At 60.3% G+C, this 19,212-nt stretch carries 15 protein-coding genes and 1 tRNA gene; all 16 read right to left on the bottom strand.

Annotated elements, in window-relative coordinates; all coding sequences use genetic code 11:
* Positions 1 to 21: 21 nt before the first annotated feature.
* Positions 22 to 330 carry a 30S ribosomal protein S10 gene (rpsJ, locus tag AC0VX3_RS12885; protein WP_006936455.1) on the bottom strand — a complete coding sequence of 103 codons (309 nt, stop codon included), beginning with the start codon at positions 328 to 330 and terminating at the stop codon, positions 22 to 24.
* 74 nt (positions 331 to 404) lie between these two features.
* Complete coding sequence (gene tuf / locus AC0VX3_RS12880) at positions 405 to 1,595, bottom strand: elongation factor Tu (RefSeq protein ID WP_475525031.1); 1,191 nt, start codon at positions 1,593 to 1,595, stop codon at positions 405 to 407.
* A 47-nt stretch (positions 1,596 to 1,642) separates the two neighbouring features.
* Positions 1,643 to 3,718 (bottom strand): elongation factor G, encoded by a 2,076-nt coding sequence (fusA, locus tag AC0VX3_RS12875; protein WP_475525036.1) that lies wholly within the window; start codon positions 3,716 to 3,718, stop codon positions 1,643 to 1,645.
* Between the two features lie 25 nt (positions 3,719 to 3,743).
* Positions 3,744 to 4,214: a 30S ribosomal protein S7 gene (gene rpsG, locus AC0VX3_RS12870; protein ID WP_342892473.1), complete on the bottom strand. Its 471-nt coding sequence runs from the start codon at positions 4,212 to 4,214 to the stop codon at positions 3,744 to 3,746.
* A 12-nt stretch (positions 4,215 to 4,226) separates the two neighbouring features.
* A complete protein-coding gene (gene rpsL, locus AC0VX3_RS12865) occupies positions 4,227 to 4,598 on the bottom strand; it encodes a 30S ribosomal protein S12 (RefSeq protein ID WP_006936459.1) in 372 nt (123 codons plus the stop codon).
* Between the two features lie 668 nt (positions 4,599 to 5,266).
* A complete protein-coding gene (locus tag AC0VX3_RS12860) occupies positions 5,267 to 5,560 on the bottom strand; it encodes a regulator (RefSeq protein ID WP_475525035.1) in 294 nt (97 codons plus the stop codon).
* A gap of 81 nt (positions 5,561 to 5,641) precedes the next feature.
* Complete coding sequence (gene rpoC / locus AC0VX3_RS12855) at positions 5,642 to 9,841, bottom strand: DNA-directed RNA polymerase subunit beta' (RefSeq protein WP_475525034.1); 4,200 nt, start codon at positions 9,839 to 9,841, stop codon at positions 5,642 to 5,644.
* A 92-nt stretch (positions 9,842 to 9,933) separates the two neighbouring features.
* Complete coding sequence (gene rpoB / locus AC0VX3_RS12850; RefSeq protein WP_475525033.1) at positions 9,934 to 14,073, bottom strand: DNA-directed RNA polymerase subunit beta; 4,140 nt, start codon at positions 14,071 to 14,073, stop codon at positions 9,934 to 9,936.
* Positions 14,074 to 14,357: 284 nt separating this feature from the next.
* Entirely contained in the window at positions 14,358 to 14,735 is a 378-nt protein-coding gene (gene rplL / locus AC0VX3_RS12845) for a 50S ribosomal protein L7/L12 (RefSeq protein ID WP_342892469.1), read from the bottom strand.
* 58 nt (positions 14,736 to 14,793) lie between these two features.
* The gene (rplJ, locus tag AC0VX3_RS12840; RefSeq protein WP_475525032.1) at positions 14,794 to 15,312 is read right to left on the bottom strand and encodes a 50S ribosomal protein L10; all 519 of its coding nucleotides are present in this window, start codon (positions 15,310 to 15,312) and stop codon (positions 14,794 to 14,796) included.
* A gap of 327 nt (positions 15,313 to 15,639) precedes the next feature.
* Complete coding sequence (rplA, locus tag AC0VX3_RS12835; RefSeq protein WP_342892467.1) at positions 15,640 to 16,338, bottom strand: 50S ribosomal protein L1; 699 nt, start codon at positions 16,336 to 16,338, stop codon at positions 15,640 to 15,642.
* A 4-nt stretch (positions 16,339 to 16,342) separates the two neighbouring features.
* Positions 16,343 to 16,771, bottom strand: coding sequence for a 50S ribosomal protein L11 (gene rplK / locus AC0VX3_RS12830; RefSeq protein ID WP_342892466.1), 429 nt, complete (start codon positions 16,769 to 16,771; stop codon positions 16,343 to 16,345).
* A 174-nt stretch (positions 16,772 to 16,945) separates the two neighbouring features.
* Positions 16,946 to 17,476 carry a transcription termination/antitermination protein NusG gene (nusG, locus tag AC0VX3_RS12825; RefSeq protein WP_342892465.1) on the bottom strand — a complete coding sequence of 177 codons (531 nt, stop codon included), beginning with the start codon at positions 17,474 to 17,476 and terminating at the stop codon, positions 16,946 to 16,948.
* Positions 17,477 to 17,530: 54 nt separating this feature from the next.
* Positions 17,531 to 17,728: a preprotein translocase subunit SecE gene (gene secE / locus AC0VX3_RS12820; protein WP_342892464.1), complete on the bottom strand. Its 198-nt coding sequence runs from the start codon at positions 17,726 to 17,728 to the stop codon at positions 17,531 to 17,533.
* Positions 17,729 to 17,832: 104 nt separating this feature from the next.
* A tRNA-Trp gene (locus AC0VX3_RS12815) sits at positions 17,833 to 17,908 on the bottom strand.
* 107 nt (positions 17,909 to 18,015) lie between these two features.
* Entirely contained in the window at positions 18,016 to 19,206 is a 1,191-nt protein-coding gene (tuf, locus tag AC0VX3_RS12810; RefSeq protein ID WP_475525031.1) for an elongation factor Tu, read from the bottom strand.
* Positions 19,207 to 19,212: the final 6 nt, after the last annotated feature.

Raw genomic sequence — 19,212 nt, 5'->3', positions numbered from 1 at the left:
ATGTGTTCCCTTCGACCCGGCTTAAAGCTTGATCTCGACGTCGACACCAGCGGCGAGGTCGAGCTTCATGAGCGCGTCCACGGTCTGGGGCGTCGGATCAACGATGTCGAGAAGACGCTTATGCGTGCGCATCTCGAACTGATCGCGGCTTTTCTTATCGATATGCGGTCCGCGAAGCACAGTGTACTTCTCGATCCGCGTCGGCAGTGGCACGGGACCCCGTACCTGAGCACCGGTCCGCTTGGCCGTATTGACGATCTCCTTGGTGGAGGCGTCCAGAATACGGTGGTCAAACGCCTTGAGGCGGATCCGGATATTCTGACCGTTCATTGTTATTGTTCCCAATAAGACTGCGGGCCTGCCCGCGTAACATGTTCAGTTCTGCCGGCAGGCCCGGCGGTCGATTACTCGATGATCGATGCGACGACGCCGGCGCCGACGGTACGGCCGCCTTCGCGGATCGCGAAACGCAGGCCTTCTTCCATGGCGATCGGAACGATCAGTTCAACGTCAACGGAGACGTTGTCGCCCGGCATCACCATTTCCGTGCCTTCCGGCAGCGACACCACACCGGTCACGTCCGTCGTACGGAAGTAGAACTGCGGACGGTAGTTGGTGAAGAACGGAGTATGACGGCCGCCCTCTTCCTTGGTGAGGATGTAAGCCTCGGCCTTGAACTTCGTGTGCGGGGTCACAGAACCCGGCTTGCACAGAACCTGGCCGCGCTCCACGTCTTCACGGGCAACACCGCGGATCAGCGCGCCGATGTTGTCGCCCGCTTCACCGCTGTCCAGCAGCTTGCGGAACATTTCAACGCCGGTAACCGTCGTCTTCGTGGTGTCCTTGATGCCGACAATCTCGACTTCCTCGCCAACCTTGACGATGCCGCGCTCGACACGGCCGGTCACGACGGTGCCGCGGCCGGAGATCGAGAACACGTCTTCGATCGGCATCAGGAACGGCATGTCCTTCGGACGCTCCGGAGTCGGGATGTACGCGTCGACCTGAGCCATCAGCTCGCGGATCGCGTCACGGCCAATGGCCGGATCGCGGTTTTCCACGGCTGCCAGCGCCGAACCCTTGACGATCGGAATGTCGTCGCCAGGATACTCGTAGGAGGACAGAAGTTCGCGGATTTCCATTTCGACGAGCTCGAGAAGCTCTTCGTCGTCGACCTGGTCAACCTTGTTCATGAACACCACAAGTGCCGGAACGCCAACCTGACGGGCAAGCAGGATGTGCTCGCGGGTCTGCGGCATCGGGCCGTCTGCGGAAGACACCACAAGGATGCCGCCGTCCATCTGCGCGGCGCCCGTGATCATGTTCTTCACATAGTCGGCGTGGCCAGGGCAATCAACGTGAGCATAGTGACGGTTTTCCGTCTCGTACTCGACATGCGCCGTGGAGATCGTGATCCCGCGCGCCTTTTCTTCAGGCGCACCATCGATCTCGTCGTAGGCTTTTGCTTCGGCTCCGCCGGTCTCCGCCAGCGTCATCGTGATCGCTGCGGTCAACGTCGTCTTGCCATGGTCAACGTGGCCAATCGTGCCAATGTTAACGTGCGGCTTCGTGCGCTCAAATTTTGCTTTCGCCATCGGATTACTCCGTTTCTCTATTTCTTTATGACTTCAAGAGGTCGGGGTCAGGCGTATTTCGCCTGAACCTCTTCGGCGACCGCCTGCGGCACCTGTTCGTAGTGATCGAAAACCATCGAATACTGGGCACGGCCCTGGGACATCGACCGCAAGTTGTTCACGTAGCCAAACATGTTGGCCAGCGGGACCATTGCGGTAATGACCGTGACAACGCCGCGGTTTTCCGTTCCGGCAATCTGGCCGCGACGGGAATTCAAGTCGCCGATCACGTCACCCATGTAGTCTTCAGGGGTGACGACCTCGACCTTCATGATCGGCTCGAGCAGTTTCGGACCGGCCTTCTGGATACCTTCGCGGAAACCGGCACGACCGGCGATTTCGAAGGCGAGAACGGACGAGTCAACATCATGATAGGCGCCGTCGATCAGGGTTGCCTTGATGTCGAGCATCGGGAACCCGGCGATCGGACCGGAAGACATGACACTTTCAATACCCTTGGTGACACCCGGAATGTATTCTTTCGGGATGTTGCCGCCAACGATCTTGCTCTCGAAGACGTAGCCTGCATTCGGCTCGGCCGGCTCGAGGACCAGCTTGATACGGGCGAACTGGCCGGAACCACCGGACTGCTTCTTGTGGGTATAGTCCACTTCGGCAGTCTTGGTGATGGTTTCGCGGTAAGCCACCTGAGGTGCGCCGATATTCGCTTCGACCTTGAACTCGCGCTTCATGCGATCGACGATGATGTCCAGGTGCAGCTCGCCCATGCCGGCGATGATGGTCTGACCGGATTCTTCATCAGTCTTGACTCGGAAGGACGGATCCTCGGCTGCCAGACGGTTGAGCGCGAGGCCCATTTTTTCCTGGTCGCTCTTGGTCTTCGGCTCGACGGCGATCTCGATCACCGGCTCGGGGAATTCCATGCGCTCCAGGATCACCGGCTTCAGCGGGTCACACAGGGTGTCGCCGGTCGTGGTGTCCTTGAGACCCGCGATCGCCACGATGTCGCCGGCATAGGCCACATCGATGTCTTCACGCGAGTTGGAGTGCATCTGCATCATCCGGCCGACGCGCTCACGCTTGTCTTTCACGGTGTTGAGCAGGGACGTGCCCTTGTTCAGAACACCGGAATAGATGCGGCAGAACGTCAGCGAACCGACAAACGGATCGTTTGCGATCTTGAAGGCCAACAGACCGAGCGGCTCTTCATCGGAAGACTTGCGAATGATTTCGGCGTCGGTCTTCGGATCAATGCCCTTGATGTCCGGAACTTCAACCGGGCTGGGCAGGTAGTCGACAACAGCATCAAGCAGCGGTTGAACGCCCTTGTTCTTGAATGCAGAACCGCAGAAAACCGGAACAAATTCGGTGCTGATCGTACCCTTGCGGATCAATTTCTTGATCGTGTCCAAGTCCGGCTCTTCACCTTCCAGGTAGGCTTCCATGACGGCTTCGTCGATTTCGACAACCGTTTCGATCAGGGCATCGCGCGCTTCCTGAGCACGGTCGACCAGATCGGCCGGGATATCGACCACATCCCATGCGGCGCCGAGATTTTCGGACTGCCAGATGAGGGCCTTCATCTCGAGAACGTCGACGAGACCGGCGAATTCGCTTTCCGCACCGACCGGGATCTGCATGACCAGCGGCTTCGCACCGAGGCGATCCTTGATCATCTTCACGCAGCGATCGAAATCGGCGCCCAGCTTGTCCATCTTGTTGACGAAGATCATCCGCGGGACGTGATATTTGTCGGCCTGGCGCCAGACAGTCTCGGTCTGAGGCTCGACGCCGGCATTTGCGTCCAGAAGGGCGACGGCACCGTCGAGCACACGCAGGGACCGTTCAACTTCAATGGTGAAGTCGACGTGGCCAGGGGTGTCGATGATGTTCAGGCGCTTTTCTTTCCAGAAAGCGGTCGTTGCAGCAGACGTGATCGTGATGCCACGCTCCTGCTCCTGCTCCATCCAGTCCATGGTGGCTGCGCCGTCATGAACTTCGCCGATCTTGTGGCTCTTGCCGGTGTAGTAGAGGATCCGCTCCGTCGTGGTGGTCTTCCCTGCATCGATGTGAGCCATGATGCCGAAGTTGCGGTAGTCCTCGATATTATGCGTGCGCGACATAGCGTCAGCCCTTCGAAGTCACAAATTACCAGCGATAGTGCGAGAACGCGCGGTTGGCGTCTGCCATCCGGTGCGTGTCTTCGCGCTTCTTGACTGCGGTACCACGGCCGTTTGCCGCATCGAGCAGTTCGCCGGACAGGCGATCGACCATCGTGGTCTCGTTGCGATTGCGCGCGGCCGTGATCAGCCAGCGGATCGCAAGTGCCTGACGGCGCTCGACACGAACCTCGACTGGAACCTGGTAGGTCGCACCACCGACGCGGCGGGAGCGAACTTCCACCTGCGGCATTACGTTCTCAAGAGCCGCATGGAACACCTCGATCGGGTTCTCGCGAGCCTTGTTCTCGACAACGTCGAAGGCACCGTAGACGATGCGCTCGGCTGCGGACTTCTTGCCGTCGTACATGATCGAGTTCATGAACTTGGTGACGACAGTGTCCCCGAATTTCGGATCCGGGTTGATTTCGCGTTTTTCAGCGCGGTGACGACGGGACATCTTGTGTGCTCCTTACTTCGGCCGCTTGGCGCCGTATTTCGAACGACGCTGCTTACGATCCTTAACGCCCTGGGTATCGAGCACACCACGGATGATGTGGTAGCGCACACCCGGCAAATCCTTGACGCGGCCGCCACGGATCATCACCACCGAGTGTTCCTGAAGGTTGTGACCTTCACCCGGGATGTAGCCGATGACTTCGAAGCCGTTGGTCAGGCGGATCTTGGCCACCTTACGCAGAGCCGAGTTCGGCTTCTTCGGAGTCGTCGTGTAGACGCGGGTGCAAACACCACGCTTCTGAGGGCAGGCCTCCATGGCCGGCACCTTGTTCCGCTTCGGCGGATCTTTCCGCGGCTTGCGGATCAACTGGTTGATGGTCGGCATTCTTTGCCCTTTACCTTGTCCATCCAAAAATTCGTATGCAACTGCAGTCCCCGCTGACCCTGCTGCCCGACAAGACATGCAAAATCGCGCCCGCGCGCTCTCGAAAGAGCGGCCGGCGCTGCGAAAAACCAGAGGACCACGAGTTGCCCCGCAGTCATGCAATCGACGCGTATTCGCCTATGTAACCCGGCAGCGTTTAAGAGGATTGGGTCCTGCGCCTTGGTCAGCGCTGGACGGGTTCACTCTTACCGCCTGCCCTTGGGATGCGCGGAAACTACTCATATGCACCCATTGCGTCAAGTGCTTTGTCGAAAAAACCGCGCTTCTGCGCATCAGGCCAGGTCGCCCTCATTTTCCGCAATGTTTCCGGCAACATATGATGTGTCTGTGCGTGTTTGTGACGGGCTTTTTGTAATTTTGTTTCACGCCCGTCATCACCATCCCGTCCGAAACTGAATTGGATGTTAAGAGGGTGAGTCAAAACGGGGCGTCCGGGCTTCCAACGGCGCACCAGAATCGTCCGACGTACCCTGTGCGCAACTGATTCCGCTTGCCTCCATCGCTCCCCCGGCTCCGCCGCAACGAGAGACCGGTACCGAAGCCCCCTTCCCCGCCGGGCCTGCTTCAGCCACTCCCGGCACCGGCGCGGTGCCGGCGATCGTCCGGGCTCAGTCGGAAATCGTGACGATGGCCACATTGCCGGACAGCGCATCCTGGTAGGCGCTTTCATACACCGGATCGTCCGGTTCCCCGTCCATCACGCCGATCTGTTCCAGCTCCGCTTCGGCAAATCCTTGCGAGGAGAGCGACTCCAGGGTCTTGCGGACCGCATCGTCTTCATCCGGTGCCTTCAGCAGCGCATGCACGGTGATCGCGTGCTCGGGCGAGGCCTCTTCGTTTTCCCAGACCCGGCCGATGACGATGTAGACCACCGGATCCAGTTCGAGTTCATTGTCATTCATGTTTCCGGCCTCCTGTTGCGACCATTCTAAAAGAAAGGCCGCCCGGAGGCGGCCTTTTTCGATCGTTTGTCGGAGCACCGGTTACTCGGCCGCTCCGCTCATGTCCTCCAGAAGCCCTTCCGCGGCGCTGTCCGAAGACTGCTGACGTTGTGCTTCCTGGATCAGGTCGTCGCGGTGCGAGGCGATCTTGCGGATACGCTTCATCACCCCGCCGGTACCGGCAGGGATCAGACGCCCGACGATCACGTTCTCCTTGAGGCCGACCAGCGGGTCGGTCTTGCCGTTGACAGCCGCATCGGTCAGGACGCGTGTCGTCTCCTGGAAGGAGGCGGCGGAGAAGAACGACCGGGTCTGCAGGGACGCCTTGGTGATCCCGAGCAGGACCGGGCTGCCCTTGGCCGGGTCGCGCGCATTGTCGACCGCCTTGCGGTTGGCCTCTTCGAAGTCGAGCTTGTCGACCTGCTCTCCCGAGAAGAACTCGGTTTCGCCAGGATCGGTGATCTCGATCTTCTGCAGCATCTGCCGGACAATCACCTCGATGTGCTTGTCGTTGATGGTCACGCCCTGCAGACGGTAGACTTCCTGGATCTCGTTGACGAGATAGGCGGCGAGCGCTTCCACGCCCTTCACGGCCAGAATGTCATGCGGTGCCGGGTTGCCGTCGAGGATATACTCCCCCTTCTCGATGGCATCGCCTTCCTGAAGATGGAAGTGCTTGCCTTTCGGGATGAGGTATTCGACGGGCTCGGCACCCTCCTCGGACGGCTCGATGATGACGCGGCGCTTGTTCTTGTAATCCCGGCCGAACCGGATCGTGCCATCGATTTCGGCGATGATCGCATGATCCTTGGGACGGCGGGCCTCGAACAGTTCCGCAACACGCGGCAGACCACCGGTGATGTCCTTCGTCTTGGCGCTTTCCAGGGGAATACGCGCCAGAACGTCACCGGCCTTGACCACGGAGCCGGGCTGCACGGAGAGAACCGCGTCGACCGACAGCATCAGCCGGGCGTCCGAGCCACGCTGGTTTTTCTGAATCGCACCCTTGTCGTCCTTGACGACAATGGCAGGTTTCAGATCGACGCCGCGCGGTGTGGACCGCCAGTCGATGACGATACGTTTGGTGATGCCGGTCGCCTCGTCGGCGGTTTCCTGCATGGAAGCACTGTCGACCAGGTCCTCGAAGTCCACGACACCGTCGACTTCCGCGAGCATCGGCCGTGTGTACGGATCCCACTCGGCAATCCGCTGGCCGCGCTTGACCGCATCGCCCTCGTCTACATGCAGCCTGGAACCATAGGCAACCCGGTGCACGGCACGCTCGTTGTCGTCGCTGTCGATGACAACGATGGACATGTTGCGGACCATGGCAATCAGGTTTCCGTCAGAGTCCCGCTGAACCGACCGGTTGCGGATCTTGATGGTTCCGTCGACGTTGGACTCGATGAACGAGCTGTCGACAACCTGCGCCGTACCGCCGATGTGGAACGTCCGCATCGTCAGCTGGGTGCCGGGCTCACCGATGGACTGCGCGGCAATGACGCCAACAGCCTCACCAAGGTTGACCGGTGTCCCGCGGGCAAGGTCACGGCCGTAGCAGGTCCCGCACACGCCGGTTTCCGTCTCACAGGTCAGAACCGAACGGATCTTGATCTGCTGAACCTTGGCTGCCTCTATGACTTCAACGTCCTTCTCGTCGATCAGCGTGCCTCTGGCAACGATGAGCTCGCCGGTCTGGTTGTTGAAGACATCCTCAGCGGTCGTACGACCGAGAACGCGCATGCCCAGGGAGGCGATGACGTTACCGGCATCGACGATCGGGGCGACGGTAATGCCGCGTGTCGAACCGCAGTCCGGCTCCAGGATGATCGAATCCTGCGCGACATCCACCAGACGGCGGGTCAGGTAACCTGAGTTCGCCGTCTTCAGGGCGGTATCGGCCAGACCCTTACGGGCACCGTGGGTGGAGTTGAAGTACTCCAGAACCGACAGGCCTTCCTTGAAGTTCGAGATGATCGGGTTCTCGATGATCGATCCGTCCGGCTTGGCCATCAGACCACGCATGCCGGCCAGCTGTTTCATCTGCTGGGGCGAACCACGGGCACCGGAGTGAGACATCATGTAGACCGAGTTCATCGGTTTCTGACGGCCAGTCTCCTCATTGATCTGGACCGCCTTGATGCGGGCCATCATCTCGTCGGCAATCTTGTCGGTGCATTTCGCCCAGGCGTCGACGACCTTGTTGTACTTCTCGCCCTGGGTGATCAGGCCGTCATTGTACTGCTGCTCGTATTCGGTCGCCAGCGCGGAGGTTTCCGCCACCAGGTTCTGCTTGGTGTCCGGGATGACCATGTCGTCCATGCCGAAGGAAATGCCGGCGTTACAGGCATTCTTGAAGCCAAGCTGCATGATCCGGTCACAGAAGATGACCGTCTCCTTCTGACCGCAGGCCCGATAGACCGTGTCGATCATCTTGGAGATGTCTTTCTTGGTCATCAGCTTGTTGCAGGCGTCGAAAGGCACCTCGAAATGCTTCGGCAGCAGTTCCGCGATCAGCATCCGGCCCGGGGTCGTCTCGAAGATCTCCGAGGTCGGATTGCCGTCCGCATCAATGGACTTGAACCGTCCCTTGATCTTGGAATGCAGCGTGATGACCTTGTTGGCGAGCGCATGATGGATCTCGCCGATGTCGCCGAAGGCCATGCCTTCACCCGGCTCCTTCTCCGCCATGATGGAGAGGTAGTAGAGACCCAGAACAATATCCTGCGAAGGCACGATGATCGGGCCACCGTTTGCCGGGTGCAGGATGTTGTTGGTCGACATCATCAGCGTGCGTGCTTCCAGCTGGGCTTCCAGCGAAAGCGGCACGTGAACAGCCATCTGGTCACCGTCGAAGTCGGCGTTGAAGGCCGAACAGACGAGTGGATGCAGCTGGATGGCCTTGCCCTCGATCAGCGTCGGCTCGAAGGCCTGAATGCCGAGACGGTGCAGGGTCGGCGCACGGTTCAGAAGAACCGGATGCTCACGGATGACTTCGTCGAGGATGTCCCAGACTTCCGGGCGTTCCTTTTCGACCAGCTTCTTGGCCTGCTTGACCGTGGAGGAAAAGCCCTTGGCGTCGAGGCGCGAATAGATGAACGGCTTGAACAGTTCAAGCGCCATCTTCTTCGGCAAGCCGCACTGATGCAGCTTCAGCTCCGGACCCACGGTGATCACCGAACGGCCGGAATAGTCGACGCGCTTGCCGAGCAGGTTCTGCCGGAAGCGGCCCTGCTTGCCCTTGAGCATGTCGGACAGGGACTTCAGCGGACGCTTGTTGGCACCGGTGATGACCCGGCCGCGGCGGCCGTTGTCGAACAGGGCGTCAACGGACTCCTGCAGCATGCGCTTTTCGTTCCGGATGATGATGTCCGGAGCACGCAGTTCCATCAGGCGGCGCAGACGGTTGTTCCGGTTGATCACGCGGCGGTACAGATCGTTCAGATCCGACGTCGCGAACCGGCCACCATCCAGGGGCACGAGCGGGCGCAGATCCGGCGGGATCACCGGAACCACGGTCATGATCATCCATTCGGGCCGGTTGCCCGATTCCATGAATGCTTCGATGACCTTGAGACGCTTGGCCAGCTTCTTCGGCTTCAGTTCGGTTGTCGCCTCGGCGATTTCCTGACGCAGCTTTTCGCTTTCGCGCTCAAGATCCATGCTCATCAGGATCTCGCGGATCGCCTCTGCGCCGATCATCGCGGTGAAGGCATCCTCACCGTATTCGTCCTGGGCGGCGACGAAATCTTCTTCCGAGAGCAACTGATGCTGCTTGAGCGGGGTCAGGCCCGGCTCGAGCACCACGTAGTTCTCGAAATAAAGAACGCGTTCCAGATCCTTCAGCGTCATGTCGAGCAGCAGACCGATGCGGCTCGGCAGGGACTTCAGGAACCAGATATGCGCGACCGGAGCCGCCAGTTCGATATGGCCCATGCGTTCACGGCGGACCCGCGACAGGGTGACTTCAACGCCACACTTTTCGCAGATGACGCCCTTGTACTTCATGCGCTTGTACTTGCCGCAAAGACATTCGTAGTCCTTGATCGGGCCGAAGATGCGTGCGCAGAACAGGCCGTCGCGTTCCGGCTTGAACGTGCGGTAGTTGATGGTCTCCGGCTTTTTGATTTCGCCGAACGACCAGGACAGGATCTTTTCCGGGCTCGCCAGCGAGATCCGGATATTGTCGAAGGTCTGTGCGGGAGCCTGCTGATTGAACAGGTTCATGACCTCATGATTCATGATCATCTCCTTCGATGCGCGGCCGGGGAGCGGGCGTTGTTGCCCCTCCCCGCGACCGGCATACCAAGTCATTTGTGGTCCGTTGGCGGGGGTTACTCTGCGGCGTCCGCAGTGTCTTCCTCGCCAATCGCGGGTACATCGGTCCGTTGCAGTTCAACGTTCAGACCCAGGGACCGCATTTCCTTCACAAGCACGTTGAAGCTTTCCGGAATGCCCGCCTCGAACGTGTCGTCGCCGCGGACAATGGCCTCATAGACCTTGGTCCGGCCAGCCACGTCATCCGACTTGACGGTGAGCATTTCCTGCAGCGTGTAGGCCGCACCGTAAGCTTCGAGCGCCCAGACCTCCATTTCACCGAAGCGCTGGCCACCGAACTGTGCCTTGCCGCCCAGCGGCTGCTGGGTAACAAGCGAGTACGGGCCGATCGAACGGGCATGGATCTTGTCATCGACCAGGTGGTGAAGCTTGAGCATGTAGATATAGCCCACGGTCACCTTGCGGTCGAATTCCTCGCCGGTCCGTCCGTCATACAGAACGGACTGTCCGCTCGGATCGTAGCCGGCGACATTGAGCGCCTCGACAACGTCCGGCTCACGGGCACCGTCAAAGACCGGCGTCGCGATCGAAACGCCCTTCTTCAACTGATCCGCAAGACGTTCGATACCTTCGTCGTCAAACTCCTGGACAGCGTCGCCCTTGAGATTGTCGCCGTAGATCTCGACGATCTTGCCGCGCAGCTCTCCGATTTCACCGGACTTGCGGTACTCGTCGTAGAGTTCGCCGATCCGGTTGCCCATGCCACGGCAGGCCCAGCCCAGATGTGTCTCCAGGATCTGGCCGACGTTCATGCGCGACGGCACGCCGAGCGGGTTGAGCACGATATCGACATGGGTGCCGTCCGCCAGGAACGGCATGTCCTCGCACGGGTTGATCTTGGACACCACGCCCTTGTTGCCGTGACGGCCGGCCATCTTGTCGCCCGGCTGCAGCTTGCGCTTCACCGCGACGAAGACCTTGACCATCTTCATGACACCCGGCGGCAGCTCGTCACCGCGCTGCAGCTTCTCGACCTTGTCGATGAACCGCTGCTCGAGACGCTTGCGGCTGTCGTCGTACTGACCGCGCAGAGCCTCGATTTCGGACATGAACTTCTCGTCGTCGCTGGCGAACTGCCACCACTGCGACCGCGGGAAGTCGTTCAGGACATCTCCGGTCAGGACTGCGTCCTTCTTGAAGCCCTTCGGGCCGGCAACAGCGGTCTTGTCCATCAGCATCTCGGCCAGACGGCCATAGACGTTGCGGTCAAGGATCGCCTGTTCGTCGTCCCGGTCCTTTGCCAGCCGTTCGATTTCCTCGCGCTCGATCGCCATCGCGCGCTCGTCCTTTTCAACGCCGTGGCGGTTGAAGACGCGCACTTCGACAACGGTGCCCGCGACGCCCGGCGGCAGGCGCAGGGAGGTATCACGGACGTCGGACGCCTTCTCGCCGAAGATGGCGCGCAGAAGCTTTTCTTCCGGCGTCATCGGGCTTTCGCCCTTCGGAGTGATCTTGCCGACCAGGATGTCGCCCGGATTCAGCTCGGCACCGATATAGACAATGCCGGCTTCATCGAGGTTCTTCAGGGCTTCTTCCGAAACGTTCGGAATGTCGCGGGTGATTTCCTCCGGACCAAGCTTGGTATCACGTGCCATCACTTCGAATTCCTCGAGGTGAATGGAGGTGAAGACATCGTCGGAGACGATGCGCTCGGACAACAGGATGGAATCCTCGAAGTTGTAGCCGTTCCAGGGCATGAACGCGACGAGCACGTTCCGGCCGAGCGCCAGATCGCCGAGATCTGTCGAGGGACCATCCGCGATGATGTCGGTCTTGTGGACCCGGTCACCGACACGCACCAGCGGACGCTGGTTGATGCAGGTGTTCTGGTTGGACCGCTGGAACTTCTGCAAGCGGTAGATATCGACGCCGGACTTGCCCGGATCGAGGTCTTCCGTTGCCCGGATCACGATACGGGTCGCATCGACCTGATCGACAATACCGGCGCGGCGGGCACCAATGGCGGCGCCGGAGTCGCGGGCCACGATCGGCTCCATGCCGGTGCCGACAAACGGCGCCTCGGCGCGAACCAGCGGAACCGCCTGACGCTGCATGTTCGAGCCCATGAGCGCGCGGTTGGCGTCATCGTTTTCCAGGAACGGAATGAGCGCCGCGGCGACCGAGACAAGCTGCTTCGGCGACACATCCATGAGGTCGACCTTGTCGGACGGCACCATCATGTTTTCACCGGCGTGACGGCAAGTGATCAGCTCCTCGGTGAAGTGACCCTCTTCGTTGTAGACCGCGTTGGACTGCGCCACATAGTGCTTGGCTTCTTCCATGGCGGAGAGATAGACGACGTCGCTGGAAACGGTGCCGTCCTTCACCTTGCGGTACGGGCTTTCGATGAAGCCGTACTTGTTGACACGCGCAAACGTCGCCAGGGAGTTGATCAGACCGATGTTCGGGCCTTCCGGCGTTTCGATCGGGCAGATGCGGCCGTAATGGGTCGGGTGAACGTCGCGGACCTCGAAGCCTGCACGTTCACGGGTAAGACCACCCGGGCCAAGCGCCGACAGGCGGCGTTTGTGCGTGACTTCCGACAGTGGGTTGGTCTGATCCATGAACTGCGACAGCTGCGAGGAGCCGAAGAATTCACGAACGGCAGCCGCGGCCGGTTTCGCGTTGATCAGGTCCTGCGGCATCACGGTATCGATCTCGACGGAGCTCATCCGCTCCTTGATCGCCCGTTCCATGCGCAGCAGGCCGACGCGGTACTGATTTTCCATCAACTCGCCGACCGACCGGACACGGCGGTTGCCGAGATTGTCGATGTCGTCGATTTCGCCCTTGCCGTCACGCAGTTGCAGAAGCACCCGGATGACTTCCAGGATGTCTTCCTTGCGCAGGGTCCGGACGGTGTCCTCGCACTCCACGTCGAGACGCATGTTCATCTTGACCCGGCCGACAGCGGACAGGTCGTAGCGCTCTCCGTCGAAGAACAGCGACTGGAACATCGCTTCGGCAGTGTCGATGGTGGGCGGCTCGCCCGGACGCATCACGCGGTAGATGTCGAACAGCGCATCTTCGCGGGACTCGTTCTTGTCGACGGCCAGCGTGTTGCGGATGTAGGGACCGGTGTTGACGTGATCGATATCGAGGATCGGCAGATCGTGATACCCACGCTCAACCAGCTCTTCCAGCAGCTTGCCAGTGATCTCGTCTCCGGCTTCGCAGTAGATTTCACCGCTCGTGGCATCGACAAGGTCTTCGGCCAGATACTGGGCGTGCAGGTCCTCGTCGGTCACTTTCAGCGCGGTGACGCCCTTTTCCTCGAGCTGACGGATGGTGCGCGCGGTGATCTTGCGCCCGCCCTCGATGACAACGTCGCCGCTGTCCGCGTCGATCAGGTCAAAGGATGCCTTGGTGCCCTTGAGGCGGTTGCCGTCGAACGGCAGGCGCCAGGACCCGTCCTTCTGGCGGGTGTAGTCGATCCGCTCGTAGAAGGTGTTGAGGATTTCCTCACCGTCCAGACCGAGCGCCATCAGCAGAGATGTCACCGGGATCTTGCGGCGGCGGTCGATACGCGCATGCACGATGTCCTTGGCGTCGAACTCGATATCGAGCCAGGAACCGCGATACGGGATCACGCGAGCTGCGAACAGCAGCTTTCCGGAGGAATGGGTCTTGCCCTTGTCATGATCGAAAAAGACGCCCGGAGACCGGTGCATCTGGGAGACGATCACGCGTTCCGTGCCGTTGACGATGAACGTGCCGTTGTCCGTCATGAAGGGCATGTCGCCCATGTAGACGTCCTGTTCCTTGATGTCCTTGACGGACTTCGCACCGGTGTCCTCGTCGACATCGAATACGATCAGGCGCAGAGTGACCTTCAGCGGCGCGGCGAACGTCATGTCGCGCTGGCGGCACTCGTCGACGTCGTACTTCGGAGCTTCAAATTCGAAGGAAACAAATTCCAGCAGTGATGTGCCGGCAAAATCGGAGATCGGAAATACGGACTGGAAGACGGCTTCCAGGCCTTCAACCTTGCGGCCACCGCCCGGCATCTCGTCGACCTGAAGAAACTGGTCGTAGGATGCTTTCTGAACCTCGATGAGATTGGGCATAGCCGCGACATCGCGGATCGATCCGAAATATTTACGGACCTTTTTGCGACCGTTGAACGTTTGGGTCATTGTCGCTCCTCGTATCGGCCGGGTAACGGCTTCCCGAAACGCCCCGTTTTCAATCGGGCCTGGGCCCGGGCGCTTCGGAAAACCGTCCCCCTCGGATCAACCTGCTTCAAAGTGACCTCACCAGAAAGCAGACGCGTTGATCGGTCTGTGGGGTCCAGGACATACCGTGCCATCGGCAGTTTCGGCATGCCCTAGTGGTACGTTCGCCCCGGAAACGGGTCAGACCCGCCGGGGCAATCAACGGTCCCGGCGAGCCGGGACCGTTCATAAGGCCAAAGGCCTTATTATTTCAGCTCTACGGAAGCACCAGCTTCTTCAAGCTTCTTCTTCAGCTCTTCAGCTTCGTCCTTGCTGACAGCTTCCTTGACGGCCTTCGGAGCGGACTCGACGAGTTCCTTGGCTTCCTTCAGGCCCAGGCCGGTGATGGCGCGGACTTCCTTGATGACGTTGATCTTCTTGTCGCCGGCGGCGGTCAGAACAACGTCAAATTCGGTTTTCTCTTCAGCAGCGGCAGCTTCGCCGGCACCACCGGCAGCAGCGGCAACTGCGACCGGAGCAGCAGCGGATACGCCCCACTTTTCTTCAAGAAGCTTGGAAAGTTCAGCAGCTTCCATGACAGTGAGGGCGGACAGTTCTTCTACGAGCTTTTCAAGATCAGCCATTTTCTTAGTACCTTAAGTTCGAACCAGTGTTGGTTTCGTGAGACAGTGTTTGGTCGCCTTATGCGGCCTCGTCCTTCGTGGCATACGCATTGAAGACGCGGGCGAGCTGCCCGGCCGGTGCGTTGACAACCTGAGCGATACGGGATGCCGGGGTCTGGATCATGCCAACCAGTTTCGCGCGCAGCTCATCGAGCGACGGCATGGTTGCCAGGGTCTTGACCCCGTCCGGATTCAGGTTGGTCGAGCCAAGAGCACCGCCAAGGATTGCAAACTTCTCGTTTGCCTTGGCGAAATCGACGGCTGCTTTCGGAGCGGCTACCGGATCGTCGGAGTGGACGATGACGGTCGGGCCCTGAAACAGGTCGGAGATGTGCTCAAGGTCGGTGCCTTGAAGGGCGAGTTTCACAAGGCGGTTTTTCGCGACTTTCACAGTGCCGCCGGCTTCACGTACAGACGCCCGCAAGGCGGTCATCTGAGAAACCGAAAGACCTGCATAGTGCGCAACAACAACAACACCGGAGCTACCCAGCTCGGCGTTGAGAGCCGTCACGAACTCGTGCTTTTCCGCTCTTTCCACTTGCCTTCTCCATTTGGCGGCGTTGCCGCCGCCGGTTTACCTTTGCCGCCCGAAGGGTGGTTCCGAACCCGAAACCGCCGGTCAGGCGACGCTCAGGGTCCTGTCCCCTCGCCTTCACACCTGTTCGGTGCGCGGCAAGGTCTGGTTCGAACCAGGTGGTCCGCCGGATCGGCGGAGAAACCGGTTCTCACCCATCTATGCAGGCCTTGATGGCTTAAGCCGGTTTCCCGGCACCTGCAGTCTCGGACAGGGCAACCCGGCGGCGAACCGCCGGATCTTTCCGGCCTTGCGGCCGGAATCTCTTCAAGTCAATCCGGCCTGGCCGGATTACTCGCCGGCAACGCTGGCGAGATCGATCTTCACACCCGGGCCCATCGTCGAGGACACGGCGATGCGCTTCAGATAGGAGCCTTTCGAGCCGGACGGCTTGGCCTTCTGGACGGCATCCAGGAGCGCCTTGACGTTCTCCGCGATGGCTTCTTCGGAGAAGGACACCTTGCCGACGCCGGCATGAACGATACCGGCCTTTTCGACGCGGAACTGGACGGCACCGCCCTTGGCGTCGTTGACGGCTGCGGTCACGTCCGGGGTCACCGTTCCGACCTTCGGGTTCGGCATCAGGCCGCGCGGGCCAAGCACCTTGCCGAGACGACCGACCAGCGGCATCATGTCCGGAGTGGCGATACAGCGGTCAAAGTCGATCTTGCCGCCCTGCACTTCCTGGACAAGTTCTTCCGCGCCGACGATGTCGGCACCGGCCGCCTTGGCCTCGTCGGCCTTGTCGCCACGGGCGAACACGGCGACACGGACATTCTTGCCTGTGCCGTTCGGCAACACGCACACGCCACGGACCATCTGGTCGGCGTGACGCGGGTCGACACCCAGATTGATCGCAAGTTCGACGGTCTCGTCGAATTTGGTCTTGGAGCGCTCTTTCACGAAGCTGATGGCTTCGCCGAGCGAGTACAGCTTGTTGCTGTCGATGCCCTCACGAGCGGACTTGAGACGTTTTCCAACCTTCGCCATGATCTTACCCCTTAACCTCAAGGCCCATGGAGCGGGCGGAACCTTCAACCATCAGCATCGCGGCTTCGATGTCGTTGGCATTCAGGTCCTTCATCTTGGACTCGGCGATTTCCTTGACCTGTTCGCGGGTCACGGAACCGGCGGTGCCGCGGCCAGGGGTCTGTGCGCCCTTCTGAACCTTGGCGGCCTTCTTCAAAAAGAAGCTGACCGGAGCGGTCTTCACTTCGAAAGTGAAGGACTTGTCCGAGTAATAGGTGATCACGGTCGGGCACGGAGCACCTTTTTCGACATCCTGGGTCTGGGCGTTGAACGCCTTGCAGAATTCCATGATGTTCAAACCACGCTGACCGAGCGCCGGCCCGATGGGCGGCGACGGTGTCGCGGAAGCTGCCGGTACCTGAAGCTTCAGGAAACCAGTGATTTTCTTCGCCATGTGTCTCTCCTGTCATTTACAACCGGTCGGCAAACCGGCTGCCTGGGAGGTGGTGGTACGGCCCTTGACGGGACCCGGCGATGAGCCCCAGAACCTTCCACCCAATTCACCGCGGCACCTGCCTCTTCAGACCGGCGCCGGGCACTCGAATCCGCCCTTGCGGACGGACAACAGTCAGAGCTTGTCGACCTGACCGAATTCCAGTTCCACCGGCGTCGCACGACCGAAGATGGACACGGCCACCTTGAGACGCGCGCGCTCGTCGTCGACTTCCTCGACCAGACCGGAGAAGGAGGCGAACGGCCCGTCGGACACACGCACCTGCTCGCCGATCTCGAAGGTGACGGACGGCTTCGGCCGGTCCACGCCTTCCTGCACCTGGTTGATGATGCGCAAGGCTTCCTTTTCCGGGATCGGCATCGGCTTCTGGTCCGCGCCCAGGAACCCGGTCACTTTCGGCGTGTCCTTGATCAGGTGGAAAGCCTCGTTGGTCATGTCCATCTTCACCAGCACGTAGCCCGGGAAGAACTTGCGCTCGGCGTCGACCTTGCGGCCACGGCGCACTTCAACGACCTTCTCCATCGGAACGAGAATCTCTTCAAACAGATCGGACAAGCCTTGCTGTTCGGCCTTTTCGCGGATGGAATCGGCGACCTTTTTCTCGAAATTGGAGTAGGCGTGCACAATGTACCAGCGCTGAGCCATTGATTTCAGTTCCGCTTCTTGTTCTTTGTCTTCTAACCGGTCGGCTGCAACTGCCTAGCCGCCGACACCCAGCAGGTAACCGATCCCGAGGCCCATCAACTGGTCCGCCACGAGAAAGAAGATCGAGGCGATCAGGACCATGATGAACACCATGACGGTGGTCACCGCGGTCTCGCGCCGCGTCGGCCAAGTCACCTTGGACGTCTCCGCCCGCACTTCCTGGATGAATTTAAAGGGATTGGTCTTTGCCATTCCGATTCCGGTCTTCTAAATGCGAGCGGGCGCGCGAAAATCATTCGCGCGCCTTGCTCAAGGAAACTGTTTAAGCCCTCGAGGCAAACTAATCAAGAGCAAAATGGCAGGGGCAGCAGGGTTCGAACCCGCGACCTACGGTTTTGGAGACCGTCGCTCTACCAGCTGAGCTATACCCCTTCAAGGCGTCCGCTTTCACGAACACGCTCCTGATACCTCTCAACGCTGCTCACCGCAACACTTAAGAGGCGAGGCCGCCGGACACAAGCCCGGTGGCCCTGTTCATCTTACTCGATGATCGATGCGACGACGCCGGCGCCGACGGTACGGCCGCCTTCGCGGATCGCGAAACGCAGGCCTTCTTCCATGGCGATCGGAACGATCAGTTCAACGTCAACGGAGACGTTGTCGCCCGGCATCACCATTTCCGTGCCTTCCGGCAGCGACACCACACCGGTCACGTCCGTCGTACGGAAGTAGAACTGCGGACGGTAGTTGGTGAAGAACGGAGTATGACGGCCGCCCTCTTCCTTGGTGAGGATGTAAGCCTCGGCCTTGAACTTCGTGTGCGGGGTCACAGAACCCGGCTTGCACAGAACCTGGCCGCGCTCCACGTCTTCACGGGCAACACCGCGGATCAGCGCGCCGATGTTGTCGCCCGCTTCACCGCTGTCCAGCAGCTTGCGGAACATTTCAACGCCGGTAACCGTCGTCTTCGTGGTGTCCTTGATGCCGACAATCTCGACTTCCTCGCCAACCTTGACGATGCCGCGCTCGACACGGCCGGTCACGACGGTGCCGCGGCCGGAGATCGAGAACACGTCTTCGATCGGCATCAGGAACGGCATGTCCTTCGGACGCTCCGGAGTCGGGATGTACGCGTCGACCTGAGCCATCAGCTCGCGGATCGCGTCACGGCCAATGGCCGGATCGCGGTTTTCCACGGCTGCCAGCGCCGAACCCTTGACGATCGGAATGTCGTCGCCAGGATACTCGTAGGAGGACAGAAGTTCGCGGATTTCCATTTCGACGAGCTCGAGAAGCTCTTCGTCGTCGACCTGGTCAACCTTGTTCATGAACACCACAAGTGCCGGAACGCCAACCTGACGGGCAAGCAGGATGTGCTCGCGGGTCTGCGGCATCGGGCCGTCTGCGGAAGACACCACAAGGATGCCGCCGTCCATCTGCGCGGCGCCCGTGATCATGTTCTTCACATAGTCGGCGTGGCCAGGGCAATCAACGTGAGCATAGTGACGGTTTTCCGTCTCGTACTCGACATGCGCCGTGGAGATCGTGATCCCGCGCGCCTTTTCTTCAGGCGCACCATCGATCTCGTCGTAGGCTTTTGCTTCGGCTCCGCCGGTCTCCGCCAGCGTCATCGTGATCGCTGCGGTCAACGTCGTCTTGCCATGGTCAACGTGGCCAATCGTGCCAATGTTAACGTGCGGCTTCGTGCGCTCAAATTTTGCTTTCGCCATCGGCGT

It is taken from the genome of Roseibium sp. QJM3NY_11 (assembly GCF_056173175.1).
This window is presented reverse-complemented; position numbering and strand designations above follow the sequence as displayed.

Excerpts from the sequence above, each read along its gene's own strand:
- rpsG (WP_342892473.1), bottom strand. The coding sequence starts at position 4,214 with ATGTCCCGTCGTCACCGCGCTGAAAAACGCGAAATCAACCCGGATCCG.
- rplA (WP_342892467.1), bottom strand. The coding sequence starts at position 16,338 with ATGGCGAAGGTTGGAAAACGTCTCAAGTCCGCTCGTGAGGGCATCGAC.
- rpsL (WP_006936459.1), bottom strand. The coding sequence starts at position 4,598 with ATGCCGACCATCAACCAGTTGATCCGCAAGCCGCGGAAAGATCCGCCG.
- rplK (WP_342892466.1), bottom strand. The coding sequence starts at position 16,771 with ATGGCGAAGAAAATCACTGGTTTCCTGAAGCTTCAGGTACCGGCAGCT.
- rpoB (WP_475525033.1), bottom strand. The coding sequence starts at position 14,073 with ATGACCCAAACGTTCAACGGTCGCAAAAAGGTCCGTAAATATTTCGGA.
- rpoC (WP_475525034.1), bottom strand. The coding sequence starts at position 9,841 with ATGAATCATGAGGTCATGAACCTGTTCAATCAGCAGGCTCCCGCACAG.
- fusA (WP_475525036.1), bottom strand. The coding sequence starts at position 3,718 with ATGTCGCGCACGCATAATATCGAGGACTACCGCAACTTCGGCATCATG.
- tuf (WP_475525031.1), bottom strand. The coding sequence starts at position 1,595 with ATGGCGAAAGCAAAATTTGAGCGCACGAAGCCGCACGTTAACATTGGC.
- rplL (WP_342892469.1), bottom strand. The coding sequence starts at position 14,735 with ATGGCTGATCTTGAAAAGCTCGTAGAAGAACTGTCCGCCCTCACTGTC.
- nusG (WP_342892465.1), bottom strand. The coding sequence starts at position 17,476 with ATGGCTCAGCGCTGGTACATTGTGCACGCCTACTCCAATTTCGAGAAA.
- AC0VX3_RS12860 (WP_475525035.1), bottom strand. The coding sequence starts at position 5,560 with ATGAATGACAATGAACTCGAACTGGATCCGGTGGTCTACATCGTCATC.
- secE (WP_342892464.1), bottom strand. The coding sequence starts at position 17,728 with ATGGCAAAGACCAATCCCTTTAAATTCATCCAGGAAGTGCGGGCGGAG.
- rpsJ (WP_006936455.1), bottom strand. The coding sequence starts at position 330 with ATGAACGGTCAGAATATCCGGATCCGCCTCAAGGCGTTTGACCACCGT.
- tuf (WP_475525031.1), bottom strand. The coding sequence starts at position 19,206 with ATGGCGAAAGCAAAATTTGAGCGCACGAAGCCGCACGTTAACATTGGC.